Origin of the sequence: Pseudoalteromonas sp. S1610 (assembly GCF_005887465.1) — a bacterium.
GTDB lineage: Bacteria > Pseudomonadota > Gammaproteobacteria > Enterobacterales > Alteromonadaceae > Pseudoalteromonas > Pseudoalteromonas undina.
On the sequence record NZ_PNDI01000034.1, the window covers coordinates 12196 to 27923 of the forward strand.

A 15728-nucleotide genomic window follows, 5' to 3' on the forward strand; every position below is an offset into this window, starting at 1 on the left:
GGTTAGGAATAACAATGAACGAACAAAATCAAAACGCAGCAGCAGAAGCTGATGCAGGCGCACAGTTTACTATTCAACGTATTTACACTAAAGATGTGTCGTTTGAAACGCCAAATTCACCAGCTATTTTTCAAAAAGAGTGGGCTCCAGAAGTAAAATTAGATTTAGATACACGCTCTAATAAGCTTGATGAAGGTGTATACGAAGTTGTTTTAGCATTAACTGTGACGGCATCTATCGGTGAAGAAACTGCGTTTTTGTGTGAAATTCAGCAAGCAGGTATTTTTACTATTGCTGAAGTTGAAGAAATGCAATTAGCACACATGCTAGGTGCATTCTGTCCTAACGTGTTATTCCCATATGCACGTGAAGCGGTATCGAACTTAGTAAATCGTGGTACGTTTCCACAACTTAATCTTGCGCCAGTTAACTTTGACGCATTATTTGCACAGTACATGCAGCAACGCACAGCGCAAGCTGAGCAGGCTTCAGCAGACGCATAATTTATGAATACAGCAACATCAGCTGTTACTGTTTTAGGGGCGGGGTCATATGGCACCGCCCTTGCTATTTGTTTAGCCCGAAATGGTCACAAAGTGACTTTATGGGGGCGCAATAGCCAAGACGTTGCGACGCTTGCAGCTGAGCGAAAAAATCAACGTTACTTACCTGATATTCCTTTTCCTGACACCTTAACTCTTGAAGCCGATTTACAGCATGCAACAGCAGCTAGCGATATTGTTTTAGTTGTTGTGCCAAGTCATGCGTTTGCTGACACGTTAAAGCAAATTAAACCGGCTTTGCGCTCTGATGCAAAAATAGCGTGGGCTACTAAAGGGCTTGAGCCAGATACTGGGCGTTTATTGCAAGAAGTGGCAGTGCAAGAACTCGGTGAAGAAGTACCATTAGCAGTGCTTTCGGGGCCAACTTTTGCCAAAGAAATGGCTAAGGGCTCACCAACCGCTATTTCGGTGTCATCAACGTCATCAGCATTTGCGAAACAAATTGCCGATTTATTACATTGCGGTCGCTCGTTTAGAGTGTACAACAATGACGACTTTATTGGCATACAGCTTGGTGGTGCGGTTAAAAACGTAATTGCTATTGGTGCAGGGATTTCTGATGGTGTTGGCTTTGGTGCAAATGCACGTACCGCGCTTATTACCCGTGGTTTAGCAGAGTTATCGCGTTTGGGTTGTGCCCTAGGTGCAAAGCCAGAGACCTTTATGGGGATGGCTGGGTTAGGCGATTTAATTCTAACCTGTACCGATAATCAGTCGCGCAATCGCCGTTTTGGTTTAGCCTTAGGTCAAGGTGAAAGTGTTGATGATGCGATTGCATCAATCGGCCAAGTAGTTGAGGGATTTAGAAATACCAAAGAAGTGTATTTACTCGCGCAGCGTGCTGGTGTTGAAATGCCAATCACTGAGCAAATATACAAAGTACTTTATGAAAATAAAGACATGAAAGCAGCTGCTATGGCCTTATTAGGTCGTGAACAGAAATCAGAATAAAACGAACTGCTAGGTTTTAGGTGACAGGTATTTTGTTTACCTAAAACCTAAAACCTAAAACCTAAAACCTAAAACCTAAAACCTTATTGGGCGTTTGGAAAACCAAGCTGGCGCCAAGATTCATACACAAACACAGCGACCGCATTAGATAGATTCATACTGCGGCTATCGGCTTGCATAGGAATACGCACGCGTTGCTCGTTTGGCAGTGCTTGAATCATGTCATCAGGTAAGCCTCGGGTTTCTGGGCCGAATACTAAGCAATCACCCGCTTCATACTGTGCTTGGTGATGAAACTGACTACCTTTAGTGGTGCACGCATACACTTTTTTAGGCTGGCACTTTTCTAAGTAAGCTTCAAATGAAGCATGACGTTGCACATGACTAAATTCGTGATAATCAAGGCCAGCGCGTTTTACACGTTTGTCATCCCACTCAAACCCTAACGGTTCGATTAAATGCAGTGCATAGCCTGTATTGGCACATAAACGAATGATATTCCCGGTGTTAGGCGGAATTTCAGGTTGGTATAAAACAATATCCAGCACAATAAGCCCTATAAAATCTTTAATTTGACGGGCTCAGTATACACGAACAATGAATAAAAAATGATATACTGAAAACATTAAATACAGCATAAAACGGAAAGATACGTGCATAATCGCAGTTATGAATTTTGGGTCAAAGCTTCAAGCATCGTGACCATGGTCATGGTGAGCCTAATGATTGCGACCAAAGCATGGGCGTGGCTGGCGTCGGGTTCGGCGTCAATGCTTGGCTCATTAACCGACTCATTAATGGATATCACAGCGACACTAATGAGCTTTTTGGTTTTATCATATGCACTGCGCCCTGCTGACGATGACCACCGATTTGGTCACGGTAAAGCGGAGGCGCTTGCAGGGTTAGGGCAAGCAGCTTTTATTGCAGGTTCGGGTTGTTTATTGGCGTTTCACGGTATTGAGCGACTCATTAACCCCGTACAGCTGACCCATTCATTATTAGGTGTATGGGTGAGTATTTTTGCCATAGTGTGTACATTAGTGATTGTATTTGTGCAAAATAAAGTCGTGAAGCATACAGAGTCAATCGCTATCAAAGCCGATTCTGTGCACTACAAGGGCGATTTAATTTTAAACGCTGCGGTGCTACTTGCTATTTTGCTGGCCTATTATGGGGTACTGTATGCTGACCCTTTGTTTGCGATAGGTGTGGCAGGGTATTTACTTTATAACAGCTGGGATATAGCAACAGAGAGTGCCTCACACTTAATGGATAAAGAGCTGCCCGATGAAGAAAAGCAAAGCATTTTTGAGATAGCGCGTAACCATAATGACGTTTATGGGGTGCACGGTATTCGCACTCGACAAGGCGGTAAAGTTAAGTTTATTCAGCTGCATTTAGAGCTTGATGACAATTTACCACTTATTCGTGCCCATAAAGTAGCAGATGAAGTAGAAGCCATGATAAGTGCTCGTTTTGAATCTGAGGTAGATATACTCATCCACCTAGATCCGCTTTCTGTTTTAGTGAATTCTAAAACTGCTCAAGAAGTAACAGACTCACAAAACTGATAAAAATTAGCTAATAGCGGCTTTCGAATTTCGTCACGTTCAAAAAGTAGCTCGTGTTTTGCATCTGCAAAACTCTCGATTGTTGCATGAGCATGCCTTTTTACAAAACTATACTGCGCTTTGTTATTAACCACTGTATCGCTAGCTGCACTTGCTATAAACAATGGAATTGGTACGTTTAGATTATCAATCGACTTTAAGAATGATATCGTAGCTGCGAGCCAGCCAAACGTAACGCCACCTAATTGTATGTTAGGTTCTAATTGATAGGCTTGCCTAAAGTAGGTGTAACGCTCCTCGCTGCTAGTAAGTACGTTTTCTGTAAATGGGATTGGGTTGTAGTTGCCTTGTCCAAATGCATAGCAAGAGTGTAAACCAAGCCAAGTGGCTAAGTTAACAATAAATTGCGTTGGTATTTTTGGTACGTCTTTTGTAAAAATATCAAACATAGGCGCAGACAAAAACACACCTTTATAGCTGTTTTCAAAATTAGCTAAATAATCAACTGCTATCGCGCTACCCATTGAATGAGCCAGCATGACTTTTTTACCTTGCCAATGCTTTGAAACTATTTGCTGATCAAAGTTATTAAGGTCATTGCTGTAGTTATCATAATGTTTTACAAAGCCTTTATGCTTATTTTTAAGATGTCTGTAAGAGCGCCCCTGACCTTGGTGATCCATAATAAACACAGCAAAATTATTACAGTATAGCTCCCATATCAGTTCTTTATACTTTTCTAGGCCCTCAACACGCCCCGTACTTATCACTACTGCAGTGGTAGCATTGTTAGGGATTGCGTATGCGTAAAATAACTTTCCTGCAGGTGTATCTAAGTAGCTTTTAGTTAAATGTGAAGTATAAAAAACACTAATGGCCTCTTGATTACTCTGAAGCTGGGCTTCTGAACTATAAAACATGCTTTACTCTTTGATTAACGGCAAGGTTATATTAGCACACAAGCCACCTTGTTCTTTATTCGATAAGACTAAATTTCCGCCATGCGCTATTACCGCATTTTTTGCAATGGCTAACCCTAACCCCGTACCCCCGCTGATGCGGTCCCGGGCATCTGATTGCCTAAAAAACGGTTCACACAATTTATCAAGTTGCGCTTTAGGGACGCCTGGACCATCATCACATATTTGTATGTATATGGTATCACTGTGTTTTAAGCTAATACTAATAGTATGTTGTGCATATTTAATGGCGTTGCGCAGAATGTTCTCTAAGGCACTGGCAATCAACATTTCGTCGCACTCTATATTTACTTCAACATTACCGTGTACAACTAGGGCTTTATTGTGCTGTTTTGCTTCAAACTGAGCATCGTTAATCACATGGTCAACAATCACTTGCAGCGACTGTGTTTGCAGCGATAAAGGTTGGCTATTAGCTTCTAAGCGCGATACCTGCAATACATCGGCTATCATTTTATCTAGTTGATTAGCTTCTTTTTCAATACGCAATAAATACGATTGGCTTGCTTCACTTGCCTGCATTTGTGCCAACCCCGTAGCCATTTTTAAACGGGTTAGCGGAGAGCGTAATTCATGGGATATATCGGCTAATAAACGCTTTTGAGCGCTGAGTAGCTGCTCAAGTTGATCAGCCATACGGTTAAAGTCGCGTCCTAAAACTCCAAGTTCATCTTTTCGCTGACTATTTATCGCCGCACGCGCACTTAAATCACCGTTTGAAAGCTTGATTGCTGCTTGTTTTAAGCTATTTATAGGGGCAATTAAGTTACGACTAAATAAGAAACTTAATGTAAGTGAGGCGATAATTGCAATGGAAATTTTTAACCAAACGGGTAATAATCTTAAGCGAATAAAGAGTGGTCGCTGCTGATTGATATCGATTTCATATAACTCAAATTCCCCTTCAGGAACCCGAATGCGTACAGGGCCAAAAGCTTGGTAATATTCAGTAAAAATAACCTGTGGCGACATGCCCTTACTAAAGTTAAGTAAGCTTAAATCAATATTGTTCTCAACATTTTTACTGATCAACACTTCATCGCTATTTTGCGAATTTAAATAAAGTAACTTACGTTTAGTTAAACGCGGATGAGTAATAATATCATTAATAGAGCGCTTGTGTTTATGTGCGCTACGCTCAATACCTCGTGCCAAATATTCTAGGTTTTTTTGCATCGGCCCTTGTAGTGGATCATGGCTAATAGCGTTTATTAGTGAAATATTACTTAAGAAAAAGAGCGCTGTAAAAGTGCCTATAATCGTCAGCCAAAACCACGTAAAGACCTTAAAAAATAAATAATACCGTGGGTGGCGAAGCCAACTAAAACGCAGAGGTTTATTCTCCTTGGATGAAGACATAACCCGTTCCCCTCATTGTTTTAATTTTATCGCCCTCAATATGCTCGGCTATTTTTTTACGAATATTGCTCACATGCATATCTATAGAACGGTCGAAAGATGCTAAGCGTCTGCCTAATACATCTTCGCTTATTTGCTCTTTGCTAATTACATCAGGCGCGTGTTTTATCAATAAAGCGAGTATTTCGTATTCGGTGCCCGTTAGTGTGAGGGGGCTGTTATTAATACTGGCCTCTCGCGCAGCAAAATTAATAGTAATACCATTTAAAGAGAGCTTTTTATTAGTGTTATTGCTTACACTATTTATATGTTCAATGCGGCGAGTAATTGCTTTTACGCGGGCAAGGAGTTCTCTATGATTAAACGGCTTTGGTATGTAGTCGTCAGCGCCGAGCTCTAAACCAAAAATACGGTCAAAGTCTTCTCCTTTAGCAGTCAACATAATCACTGGTGTCAATTTACTTTGCCTGAGTTGCTTCAGCACTTCAAAGCCATCTATAGAGGGCAGCATAACGTCTAGTAATATAAGCGCGTAATCGTTTTGCAAGGCAAGCTCTAAGCCTTGTTGACCATCATGTGAGGTTTGAACGCTAAAGCCCTGTGCACTTAGGTATTCGCTTAATAATTCGCATAAACCGGTATCATCATCAATCATTAATAGTTTCATATATAAAGCCTTACGCGCTGTTTATGGTTTTATTTTACGCGTTTAATGTATCAATAGTTAGTCTTTACATAACCTTTACACTGCTTTGCGTTACTTTGCATTGAGCCGGTTATAGTGAACACACTGGTTAGCAGCCAACAACCAACCCAATATAAAGGTGATGATTATGACTAAAGTAAACACGCTATCAAAATTAGTACTTATATGTGGCTTAACAGCTGCAACGCTCAGTGCGGGCAGCGCATTCGCAAAAGGCGATGGCTATAAACAAGGTCACTCTCAAGCGCGCTTTTTACTTTCTGAGCGAGCAGCAGATAAGCTGGCACTTACGCAAGGTCAACAAACACAACTAAAAGCGATTTTTACAGCGCAAAAAACGCAAATTAAAGCGCTAAGAAGCCAAGACAAAGACGTGCGCAAGGCACAGCGTCAAGCCTATAAAGCACAAATGGATGCATTATTGTCAGCGCCAAATTTTGATGAAAATGCAGCGAAAGAGTTATTAACCGCACGCCAAGATAAGAAACAGCAATTGGGGTTAATTAAATTAAAAACCCAGCATCAAGTAATGCAATTGCTTAACGCTGAGCAAAAAGAAAAGTTAGCTAAAATACAGCAGCGAATGAATAAAAAACACCGTAAACATAGATCATAACGTTTTAACGCAAAGCAAAAAGCCAGCTAAATGCTGGCTTTTTTATATTACACGAGTGATTATTTAAAAAAGTCATCTTCATTTTTTGCCATCATTGCTTCAATGTCTTCAATCATGTCTTGATTGAATTCATCTGCAGAGGTGATGGGTGCTGAAATTTTATTATTTTCAAACGACCACTCACCTAAGTCAATAAGTTGGCAACGCTTTGAACAAAAAGGGCGGTGCGGACTTTGTGCTGACCATTCTACTTTTATTTTGCAGGTTGGGCAGTTAACCATAGTTGGCATAATTTACTCTCAAATTGATATAGGCTTAGCCGCTCAATTTATCGTTAAGCAACTAAGCACTTTATTTAAAAACTAGTAACACGGTTTATCTCAGCCAGAGAGGTAACGCCCTCTGCTGCTTTTCGAAGACCTGATAAGCGTATGTTATTAAACCCTGCTTTAAGTGATACTTCGGCAATTTCTAGTGAGTTACCCCCACGCATAATAATTTGTGCAATTTCTGGAGTAACTTTCATAACTTCGTAAATACCAACACGGCCTTTGAAGCCATCTGTACAGTTTTCACAGCCTTTAGGGGCATATAAAACCATATCCTGTATTTGCTGTTCACTAAAGCCTTGGCGCATAAGTTCTTCACGAGGTAATTGCTCTGACGTTTTACATTTAGAGCATAACCTTCGGGCTAAACGCTGGGCGATTATCAAGCTGATTGAACTGGCCACATTATACGCGGGTACGCCCATATTTAACAAACGAGTAATCGTTTCTGGTGCTGAGTTTGTATGTAATGTAGATAACACTAAATGACCGGTTTGCGCCGCCTTAATTGATATTTCAGCGGTTTCTAAATCACGTATTTCACCGACCATTACTACATCGGGATCTTGGCGTAAAAATGCCCGCAAAGCGTTAGCAAATGTCATGTCGGCTTTAGTGTTTATTTGTACTTGGTTAATCCCTTCGAGGTTAATTTCTACCGGATCTTCGGCGGTACTAATATTTCGCTCGGGCTGATTTAGTATATTTAAGCCCGTATACAGGGATACGGTTTTACCCGAGCCAGTTGGGCCAGTAACTAAAATCATCCCCTGAGGTTGATTTAGTGCATCGAGGTAGAGCTCTTTCTGTTCGGGCTCATAGCCTAAAACATCAATACCTAACATGGCACTTGATGAATCGAGGATACGCATTACAATTTTTTCGCCCCACAAAGTGGGCATAGTACTAACACGAAAATCAATACTTTTACGTTCTGTCACTTTGAGTTTTATACGGCCATCTTGTGGCTTACGTTTTTCAGCGATATCAAGGCGTGACATAACTTTTATACGAGCAGATAGCTTACTGGCTAAGGTATTTGGCGGGCTGGCTACCTCATGCAAAATTCCGTCGATACGAAAGCGAATACGGTATTTATGTTCATAAGGTTCAAAGTGAAGATCCGAAGCGCCTTTTTTTATTGCGTCCATTAAAATTTTATTAATGTAGACAATAATAGGGGCGTCGTCTTTGTCATCGTCTTTAGGCGTATGATCTTTTTGTGGCTCAGAATCTAGTTCAGCAAACTCTTTAAATTCATCCTCACTTAAATTAAGGCTACCTGCAGCATCAAGTAGTTGCTCAATTTTATGGTCAAGCTGTAGGTAGTCAACCACCACCACTTCACACGATAAACCGGTGCTAAATTCAAAGTTTTCAAAAGCGCCGTAATCGGTAGGATCTGAAGCGGCAATATATACTTTTCTGCCTTTTTGTACCAAAGGTAAAATATGATGCTTGCGGATCAGCTTTTCTTTAACTAGCTCGGCAGGAATTTGTGCAACATTAAAATCTTTTAAATCAAAAAAAGGCACTCTAAACAAATCAATACATTGCTCAGCTAAATCGTTGCTATCTATTTTTCCGCATTTAGAAATAAGTTCTGCGGTTGACGCAAAGTCTTGCTGCTTGGCTTTTACGGTATCGGTATCAACCCGGCCGAGGGTAATAAATTTTCTTAGTAACGGTGAGTTAATATTCATTGCGCACCTGATTTAATCCTTCTTTACTCAGCAATTTATCAGAAAAAAGAAAGGAATACATTAATCGTACCAATGCAGCAGATAATTTACCGATAAAAATATCAGTTTATTGCGCTGTGATTGGGTCAGTCACTCTATATTGTAGACTTTGCTTGCTGTAAATAATAACTATGTAGCCTAAGTAAGTCTTGTTTTACATCGTTTAAATCGCGGTTGTTATTTAAAATATCATCCGCTTTTTGTTGTTTATGCTCACGAGACATTTGTGCGTCAATAATTTGTTTTGCTTGTTCAGAGCTTATATTGTCACGTTTTGTGGTGCGGGTAATTTGTATTTCTACTGGTACATCAATCAGCAAGGTGCGATTACAGTAGCGATCAAGCCCATTTTCAAATAATAACGGGGCAACTAAAACCACATAGTCGCTTTGCGCGTTTTTTAAGTCAGTGAGTAGTTTAGTGCGTATTAAAGGGTGCAGCAGCGCATTGAGCCATGTTTTTTGTTCAGGATTACTAAAAATCCGCGCTCGTAGTTCGCCACGGTTTAATGCGCCATGTTCATCGAGTATGTCAGTGCCAAAATGCTCAACAATAGCCTTTAAACCATCAGTGCCAGGTTCAACTACTTGGCGAGCCACAATATCCGCATCAACAATAGTAATGCCTAGTTCTGCCAACATATCGCTAACTGCGGTTTTACCGCAGCCAATTCCGCCGGTTAGTCCCAATACCCAGTTGTTTTTATGATGTTGTGTATTGTTCATAGTTAGTAGCCAATAAAATTAAAATAGCTGTTTTGCAGTTGTGTACCCCATAGCATAGTGATCCAACCGGCTATTGCTAAGTAAGGGCCAAAAGGAATAGGGGTTGCTTTGTTTTTACCTTGAATACTCAGTAGGGCAATGCCAATAACAGCGCCAACTACGCTTGAGAGTAAAATAATGGTCAATAACGATTGCCAACCCAGCAGTGCGCCAAATACAGCCAGTAATTTAAAGTCGCCATAACCCATACCTTCTTTGCCGGTTATTAACTTAAACAGCCAAAACACGCTCCACAAGCTTAAATAACCACATGCTGCACCAATAATGGCATCGCTAGGGGCTATGGTATAACCCACAACTGAGGCGATTAACGCCAGCCATAAAAGCGGCAAAGTAAGCTGATCTGGCAGTAGCATGTGATCAATATCAATAAAAGTCAGTGCTACCAATGCCCAAGTTACTACAATGTACAATAAGGCCTGCTCAGTTGCGCCAAAAGTGTAAGCAACAACTAGGCTTAAAATAGCGGTAATGGCTTCAACGATTGGGTAACGCACTGAGATTGGGTTATCACAGGTTGCACATTTACCTTTTAAAAATAACCAACTAAATATAGGGATGTTTTGCCATGGCTTAATGGCTGCTTTGCACTTGGGACAACATGAGTTGGGCTTAACTAAATTAAACGTGCCAGTAGTCTGTGAAGTGGTCTGTTCAGCCTTTGGGCTGGTTAGTTCATCGGCTAATAATAAGCGGCATTCAGTTTGCCATTCTTTTTGCATCATCAGTGGCAAGCGGTATATCACCACATTTAAAAAACTACCAATACATAAACTCACTAGGGCAACTGTGGTCAAATAAAACCATAAGTTAGCTTGCATCGCGTGGCTGATATCAATAAAAAGACTTTGCATTTATTTTACCTAAAACTAAATTCTGTGTTGATAATACAGTGGTTTTATATAAGTGCAAAATTAGGATTAGGTTAAAGGTTCGGGCAACGAGATGCGGGTACCCTCGCGTTTTAATTGTTCTGTAGGCGGGGCTTTATGCCGCGCAAGGTCATTATTCACAAAGAGGTTAAGAGACGCTTCGCTTTTAGAGGTAGTTAAGGTTACGGGTAACGAGCTGCGGGCCTCGCACCTCGACCCTAAAACCTGTTTAAATAACTGAACCTAGTTGGAAAATAGGTAAGTACATGGCCACAATTAAGCCGCCAACTAATACACCGAGTACCGCCATGATTAATGGCTCCAGTAAGCTAGATAGGCCATCTACCGCGTCATCTACTTCTTGCTCGTAAATAGTGGCGACTTTAGCGAGCATGCCATCAAGCGATCCTGATTCTTCACCAATGGCGACCATTTGCACTACCATATCGGGGAATATTTTTGAATTACGCATTGCCCAATTCATTTGATTACCTGAGCTTACCTCGGCTTTTATTTCTAAAATAGCATAACGGTAAACCGCGTTTCCTGAGGCACCGGCTGCAGAATCCAAAGCATCCACCAATGGTACACCAGCAGCAAAGGTGGTCGATAAAGTACGTGCATAACGCGCTACGGCTGCTTTATTTAAAATCATACCAACAACAGGGAGTTTAAGTATGGCGCGGTCAGTGGCATCACGCAGTTTTAAACTTCTTAAATGTGCTTCTTTAAATATATAACCAAATGCCACAACGCCAATTAGGGCTATCCACCAGTTGGCTTGCATAAATTCAGAAATGGCGATGACGAATAACGTAAAAGCGGGCAGTTCGGCACCAAAGCCAGCAAAAATATCTTGAAATTGCGGTACTACAAATATCAGCAAGATAGAGGTAACAATGAATGCGACAACTAAAACTGCCGCTGGATAAAACATGGCTTTTTTAATTTTTGATTTCAGCGCTTCTGATTTTTCTTTATAAAGGGCGACGCGGTCAAATATTTTATCCAAAGAGCCTGACTGCTCACCTGAGGCCACTAAATCGCAATATAAATCATCAAAATAACGAGGATGCTTTCTAAGTGCCATTGATAATGGTTGCCCCGCTTTAACCTCATCACCAATGGTTTCCATGAGTTTGCTCACGCTTTTATTAGTGGAGCCAGAGCCTATCATCTCAATTGATTGTATCAGCGGCACACCTGCCATCAGCATAGTGGCTATCTGCCTTGTCACTAAAGCAATATCCTTTGGGGTGATTTTTTGTATTCTTTGAATACCAAACAAAGGCTTGGCTCTTCGTTTGACTTTTGAGGGAGTAATGCCTTGCTTACGAAGCTGTGCCTTAACTAAGGCAATGCTGGAGCCTGTCAGCTCACCTTCGAGTTTTTTTCCTCGAGCGCTTACACCTGTCCATTGGAAGATGTCGAAACTTTTATCTTCTTGTTTTTTTACCATTAACTCACGCCCTTGAGCACATTAAAAAGGTAGCAAAAAGCTACCTCATTAATTTTAAATGTAAAAGCTTATTTTTAATGAATTATGGAGTTACTGCAGCTCTACAGTTTTGCGGAACGTATTTGTTCAGAGCCGCACTACTTACAGAACATGTCCATGATACACTACCATCTGTCTGAACTGGTGTGAATGCTATCGATCCAGCATCCAAGTCTGTTACACCAGTACCTTGAATCGCTGCAGTAACTAAACCGTTTGCACCAACTGTAACAGACTCCACGTAGGTAGATTTTATATTAGTAGCTGTTGAATCTAAGCCAACCGCAGCGTTAGAGCTACAGGTACTGATATCTCCAGTAGTGATTGCGCACTCACTAACCGCGGTCTTTGCTGAACCCGCAAAAGTAATAACCTCACTCATTTTCGCTCGCGTTGTATAATCCTGATAAGCAGGCAGTGCTACTGCTGCTAAAATACCGATGATTGCTACTACAATCATTAATTCAATTAGGGTGAAACCCTTTTGGTTTTGTTGTGTCATTGTTTGCATGTTTCCTCTCCTAAAGGATAATGTTGTGGTAAGCCAAACGGGTATAAGTTTTAAAACTATAACTTATGTGTTTACTTAACCTGTTACTACAAAAATAAAATCATTTTGCCAAATTTAGTGCTGCGCTTGAGTGGTAAAATATTTGCCGCAAATACAGCACGCTATATGGCGATTACGTACTAACTTGACCCTTATTTGAGTATAAGCCTAACTATTAAAAGTTAGTTATAACCCGTGTAAGTTACAAGTTAATTATAAAAATAAACCCTGTCGCTTATTTTTACTCTGTCCCTTATAAAGGCTTTTTCACTCTTTTTAACTAATTAAAAATTTAAAACTAGTCAATATGGATGAGTCTAACACTGTTTATTGCGCTTTTGTATGTAAAAACTTTATAAAAAACGCATTAATTTAATAACTTGTTACAAATAATCCTTTTGAATTATTTAATGCCCTTTTTTAAAAGCTGTCAATCAATTAGCGCAAGAATATATAAATAAATTTTACATTATTTATTCAAATCGCATCGATAAATCGATTGATTGTAAATTTTTTGTAAGCGCACCACTTGAGATAAAGTCGACCCCAGCTTGCGAGTAGGCTTTTAGTGTTTCTAGAGTCATATTGCCTGATACTTCTAATTTAGCGCGCTTATTTGTAATGTTAACTGCTTGTCGTATTTGCTCTGGGTTAAAATTATCTAACATTATAATGTCGGCGCCAGCGTTAATGGCTTGCTCTAGCTCATCAAACGATTCAACCTCAACCTCTATAGGTTTATCGGCATGATTTAGCTTAGCTTGAGCTACTGCGTTATTAATTCCTCCACAAGCAGCTATGTGGTTTTCTTTAATTAAAAACGCATCAAACAATCCAATTCGGTGGTTTGCACCGCCACCACACTTAACTGCATATTTTTGCAATGCTCTTAACCCTGGAATGGTTTTACGAGTATCGAGTAGTTGCGTGCTAGTACCACTTAGCTCTTTTACATAATGCGCTGTGGTGGTAGCTGTGCCAGAAAGCGTTTGTACAAAATTAAGTGCGGTGCGCTCGGCCGTTAAAATAGCGCGAGCAGAACCGGATGCGGTAAATAGGGTGCTATTGGCACTAACAAAGTCGCCATCGTTAACGCATATGTTTACAACCACACTTGGGTCGACTTGTTTGAACACTTCTATGATTAGATCTTTACCACAAAAAATGCAGTCTTCACGAGTGATCACTTTCGCATTAGCTTGCTCTGCTTGAGGAATAAGCTGTGCGGTAATATCGCCTTGTTCTGCGCTTTGGTTATTTAGGTCTTCATCCAGTGCTAAGGTAACAAGTTGGCTAATTAGGGTATGCGAAATAGACATGAAAAAGCTCATAGTAGATAATAAATTAACTAAATTTTACTCTGTTTAATTACTAATTAGAAGCAGCTAACAACTAAACTAAAAAGCCAGCGCTTAAATAACGCGTTAATCATATTTTATCGTTTAGTATTACGCTATCTTTATGGGATTAAATCTATTAGCATCTTGATATACATCAATTTTGGTTGATTAACCTGAGCGCTGCGAGCTACGGGTAACGGGATGCGGGTAACGGGCTATGGGCAGCGGGCTACATAAGTTTTAAATAAATAGTATGAAAATAGATTCTTTAGGCGTTATAAATAATATTAGCCAGCGGGCGTGTAGCCACTTTGATGAGCGACCTGCTCACTGCGATATTTCGCTGTTGGTTATTCATAATATTTCATTACCCGCTGGGCAATTTAACACTTCTTACGTTGATGACTTATTTATGGGGTGTATTGATTGTAATGCGCACCCTAGCTTTAGTGACCTAGAAGGGCTTAGAGTATCAGCGCATTGTTTTATTAAGCGCTGCGGCGAGATTATACAGTACGTGCCTTTTGAAAAACGTGCATGGCACGCGGGGCGTTCCTGCTTTGCGGGGCAACAAAATTGTAATGATTTTAGTATAGGTATAGAGCTTGAGGGCACAGATACAACTAATTATACCGATGGTCAATATCAAAGTTTAGCCACATTGGCGCAAGTTATAATGCAGCGCTACCCAAAAATAACAGCCGGTAATATAGTAGGGCACTGCGATATTGCCCCTGGGCGAAAAACCGACCCTGGGGCGAGTTTTAACTGGCGTAAATTTTTTAACCTAATTGAATAACTAAGTAAAGCGAGTAGCAACATGGTTTTGGTTTCAATAATAATAGCACTGATACTTGAGCGTTTAGGTGCTCGCTCTGCGCATTGGCAAATGAGTTATTACGCTAATGGCTACTTAACTCGCTCTGTTAATTTATTGACCAATAAAGGTTTATTTGGCACAGCTACGGGGTTTTTAATTTGGCTATTCCTGCCTGTGATTGCTATTGGGTGTGTGTATTTTTTATCTGACTTTGTACTTTGGCAGCTTGTTTTTAATGTGGCAGTGTTATTGGTGTGCTTTGGTTGTGCTAAACAGCGTGCTTTGTATAAGTCGTACCTCAATGCATTAACTCGAGGTGATCAAACTGCAGCTACCTTATACGCTTTGCAATTGGGACAAAAGCGCACTGAGGAGCAACAAGGAGGTGAAACCTTAGGGCAAACGCTGGCTTGGGTTAACTTTCGATTTTATTGTGCGGTTATATTTTGGTTTGTGGTATTGGGTGTTGTCGGTGCTGTTTTTTATGCGCTAGTGCGCACTTTTGCCGACTTAGTGAGTGACAATCGTGATGAAGTAATTGCTAAGCATTTTAAGTTAATCCACCGTTTATTGTTTTGGCTAGATTGGCTCCCAGCGCGTATTACCAGTTTTGGTTATTTAGTGATTGGTAACTTTAATAAAGGGACTAGTTGTTGGCTGCATTACGTGTTTGACTTTTCAAGCCCTAATCGCAAGGTGGTTACTTATACGGGGCTAGCGGCTGAACAAGTTGAAGAGCGCTACTATGGTTGCACCTTTGAGGCCACCTGCATGATCAAACTGGTTAAGCGAAATGTACTTTTTTATTTAGTATTAATTGCCTTAATGACTTTATTTGGTGGTTTAAGTTAAAGAGCAGGGGTTAGGTTCTAGGTATTAGTTGGCGGGCTACGAGCAATGAGCAACGGGGAACGGGCTTAAAACCTTTGATCTTTAACCTAGACCCTAAATATGCGGGAGGTAAACTCTCGATTACAATAAAATAAAGGTATGTTTGTATGAGGCGCTACGTTTTATCCTACTGCCGAACCCCGAACCCCGAA

17 protein-coding genes are annotated in these 15728 nt (G+C 40.6%); 6 read left to right on the forward strand and 11 right to left on the reverse strand.

The genetic code is table 11. The features are described from left to right. Positions 1 to 14 precede the first annotated feature (14 nt). Complete coding sequence (gene secB / locus CWB77_RS12875) at positions 15 to 503, forward strand: protein-export chaperone SecB (RefSeq protein WP_010391837.1); 489 nt, start codon at positions 15 to 17, stop codon at positions 501 to 503. A gap of 3 nt (positions 504 to 506) precedes the next feature. Beyond that, positions 507 to 1514: an NAD(P)H-dependent glycerol-3-phosphate dehydrogenase gene (gpsA, locus tag CWB77_RS12880; protein WP_055012423.1), complete on the forward strand. Its 1008-nt coding sequence runs from the start codon at positions 507 to 509 to the stop codon at positions 1512 to 1514. 83 nt (positions 1515 to 1597) lie between these two features. Here gpsA and trmL read toward each other — a convergent pair whose 3' ends face one another. Then, on the reverse strand, positions 1598 to 2062 hold the full coding sequence (gene trmL, locus CWB77_RS12885) for a tRNA (uridine(34)/cytosine(34)/5-carboxymethylaminomethyluridine(34)-2'-O)-methyltransferase TrmL (protein WP_010391841.1): 465 nt from the start codon (positions 2060 to 2062) through the stop codon (positions 1598 to 1600). Between the two features lie 105 nt (positions 2063 to 2167). Here trmL and CWB77_RS12890 point away from each other — a divergent pair, with 105 nt between their 5' ends. Beyond that, positions 2168 to 3088, forward strand: a complete 921-nt coding sequence (locus tag CWB77_RS12890) for a cation diffusion facilitator family transporter (protein WP_502705058.1) — start codon at positions 2168 to 2170, stop codon at positions 3086 to 3088. On the opposite strand, the gene CWB77_RS12895 is transcribed toward CWB77_RS12890, so the two are convergent. From CWB77_RS12895 to CWB77_RS12905, 3 genes are read right to left on the reverse strand one after another with little or no spacing between them, the layout of a single operon-like run. Beyond that, complete coding sequence (locus CWB77_RS12895; protein WP_138623035.1) at positions 3061 to 4008, reverse strand: alpha/beta fold hydrolase; 948 nt, start codon at positions 4006 to 4008, stop codon at positions 3061 to 3063. The genes CWB77_RS12890 and CWB77_RS12895 overlap by 28 nt on opposite strands. 3 nt (positions 4009 to 4011) lie before the next feature. Then, positions 4012 to 5427, reverse strand: a complete 1416-nt coding sequence (locus tag CWB77_RS12900; protein WP_041709613.1) for an ATP-binding protein — start codon at positions 5425 to 5427, stop codon at positions 4012 to 4014. Next, positions 5405 to 6094 (reverse strand): response regulator, encoded by a 690-nt coding sequence (locus CWB77_RS12905; protein WP_075169871.1) that lies wholly within the window; start codon positions 6092 to 6094, stop codon positions 5405 to 5407. Before CWB77_RS12905 ends, CWB77_RS12900 begins: the two co-directional genes overlap by 23 nt. Before the next feature lie 166 nt (positions 6095 to 6260). On the opposite strand from CWB77_RS12905, the gene CWB77_RS12910 reads away from it, so the two are divergent. Next, the gene (locus tag CWB77_RS12910; protein WP_138623038.1) at positions 6261 to 6749 is read left to right on the forward strand and encodes a Spy/CpxP family protein refolding chaperone; all 489 of its coding nucleotides are present in this window, start codon (positions 6261 to 6263) and stop codon (positions 6747 to 6749) included. 59 nt (positions 6750 to 6808) lie between these two features. On the opposite strand, the gene yacG is transcribed toward CWB77_RS12910, so the two are convergent. From yacG to nadC, 7 genes are all read right to left on the reverse strand, one after another. Next, positions 6809 to 7039 (reverse strand): DNA gyrase inhibitor YacG, encoded by a 231-nt coding sequence (gene yacG / locus CWB77_RS12915; protein WP_010391853.1) that lies wholly within the window; start codon positions 7037 to 7039, stop codon positions 6809 to 6811. A 65-nt stretch (positions 7040 to 7104) separates the two neighbouring features. Further along, a complete protein-coding gene (gene pilB / locus CWB77_RS12920; RefSeq protein WP_138623040.1) occupies positions 7105 to 8781 on the reverse strand; it encodes a type IV-A pilus assembly ATPase PilB in 1677 nt (558 codons plus the stop codon). A 134-nt stretch (positions 8782 to 8915) separates the two neighbouring features. Further along, positions 8916 to 9545, reverse strand: a complete 630-nt coding sequence (gene coaE / locus CWB77_RS12925; RefSeq protein ID WP_138623042.1) for a dephospho-CoA kinase — start codon at positions 9543 to 9545, stop codon at positions 8916 to 8918. A 2-nt stretch (positions 9546 to 9547) separates the two neighbouring features. After that, positions 9548 to 10459 (reverse strand): prepilin peptidase, encoded by a 912-nt coding sequence (locus CWB77_RS12930; RefSeq protein ID WP_138623044.1) that lies wholly within the window; start codon positions 10457 to 10459, stop codon positions 9548 to 9550. Positions 10460 to 10706: 247 nt separating this feature from the next. Further along, on the reverse strand, positions 10707 to 11936 hold the full coding sequence (locus CWB77_RS12935; protein ID WP_138623046.1) for a type II secretion system F family protein: 1230 nt from the start codon (positions 11934 to 11936) through the stop codon (positions 10707 to 10709). An 82-nt stretch (positions 11937 to 12018) separates the two neighbouring features. Then, positions 12019 to 12486, reverse strand: coding sequence for a pilin (locus CWB77_RS12940; RefSeq protein WP_138623048.1), 468 nt, complete (start codon positions 12484 to 12486; stop codon positions 12019 to 12021). Positions 12487 to 12998: 512 nt separating this feature from the next. Continuing rightward, on the reverse strand, positions 12999 to 13844 hold the full coding sequence (nadC, locus tag CWB77_RS12945) for a carboxylating nicotinate-nucleotide diphosphorylase (protein ID WP_138623050.1): 846 nt from the start codon (positions 13842 to 13844) through the stop codon (positions 12999 to 13001). Between the two features lie 274 nt (positions 13845 to 14118). Between nadC and ampD the strand changes: the two genes are divergently transcribed. Both ampD and ampE read left to right on the forward strand, forming a co-directional pair. Beyond that, positions 14119 to 14664, forward strand: a complete 546-nt coding sequence (gene ampD / locus CWB77_RS12950; RefSeq protein ID WP_138623052.1) for a 1,6-anhydro-N-acetylmuramyl-L-alanine amidase AmpD — start codon at positions 14119 to 14121, stop codon at positions 14662 to 14664. 21 nt (positions 14665 to 14685) lie between these two features. Beyond that, positions 14686 to 15537 (forward strand): beta-lactamase regulator AmpE, encoded by an 852-nt coding sequence (gene ampE / locus CWB77_RS12955; RefSeq protein WP_138571131.1) that lies wholly within the window; start codon positions 14686 to 14688, stop codon positions 15535 to 15537. Positions 15538 to 15728: the final 191 nt, after the last annotated feature.

What these genes read in the sequence shown, in the direction of transcription:
- secB (WP_010391837.1), top strand. Translation starts at nt 15, where the DNA reads ATGAACGAACAAAATCAAAACGCAGCAGCAGAAGCTGATGCAGGCGCA.
- ampE (WP_138571131.1), top strand. Translation starts at nt 14,686, where the DNA reads ATGGTTTTGGTTTCAATAATAATAGCACTGATACTTGAGCGTTTAGGT.
- gpsA (WP_055012423.1), top strand. Translation starts at nt 507, where the DNA reads ATGAATACAGCAACATCAGCTGTTACTGTTTTAGGGGCGGGGTCATAT.
- CWB77_RS12900 (WP_041709613.1), bottom strand. Translation starts at nt 5,427, where the DNA reads ATGTCTTCATCCAAGGAGAATAAACCTCTGCGTTTTAGTTGGCTTCGC.
- CWB77_RS12905 (WP_075169871.1), bottom strand. Translation starts at nt 6,094, where the DNA reads ATGAAACTATTAATGATTGATGATGATACCGGTTTATGCGAATTATTA.
- coaE (WP_138623042.1), bottom strand. Translation starts at nt 9,545, where the DNA reads ATGAACAATACACAACATCATAAAAACAACTGGGTATTGGGACTAACC.
- CWB77_RS12935 (WP_138623046.1), bottom strand. Translation starts at nt 11,936, where the DNA reads ATGGTAAAAAAACAAGAAGATAAAAGTTTCGACATCTTCCAATGGACA.
- nadC (WP_138623050.1), bottom strand. Translation starts at nt 13,844, where the DNA reads ATGTCTATTTCGCATACCCTAATTAGCCAACTTGTTACCTTAGCACTG.
- CWB77_RS12910 (WP_138623038.1), top strand. Translation starts at nt 6,261, where the DNA reads ATGACTAAAGTAAACACGCTATCAAAATTAGTACTTATATGTGGCTTA.
- CWB77_RS12940 (WP_138623048.1), bottom strand. Translation starts at nt 12,486, where the DNA reads ATGCAAACAATGACACAACAAAACCAAAAGGGTTTCACCCTAATTGAA.
- CWB77_RS12895 (WP_138623035.1), bottom strand. Translation starts at nt 4,008, where the DNA reads ATGTTTTATAGTTCAGAAGCCCAGCTTCAGAGTAATCAAGAGGCCATT.
- yacG (WP_010391853.1), bottom strand. Translation starts at nt 7,039, where the DNA reads ATGCCAACTATGGTTAACTGCCCAACCTGCAAAATAAAAGTAGAATGG.
- CWB77_RS12930 (WP_138623044.1), bottom strand. Translation starts at nt 10,459, where the DNA reads ATGCAAAGTCTTTTTATTGATATCAGCCACGCGATGCAAGCTAACTTA.
- ampD (WP_138623052.1), top strand. Translation starts at nt 14,119, where the DNA reads ATGAAAATAGATTCTTTAGGCGTTATAAATAATATTAGCCAGCGGGCG.
- pilB (WP_138623040.1), bottom strand. Translation starts at nt 8,781, where the DNA reads ATGAATATTAACTCACCGTTACTAAGAAAATTTATTACCCTCGGCCGG.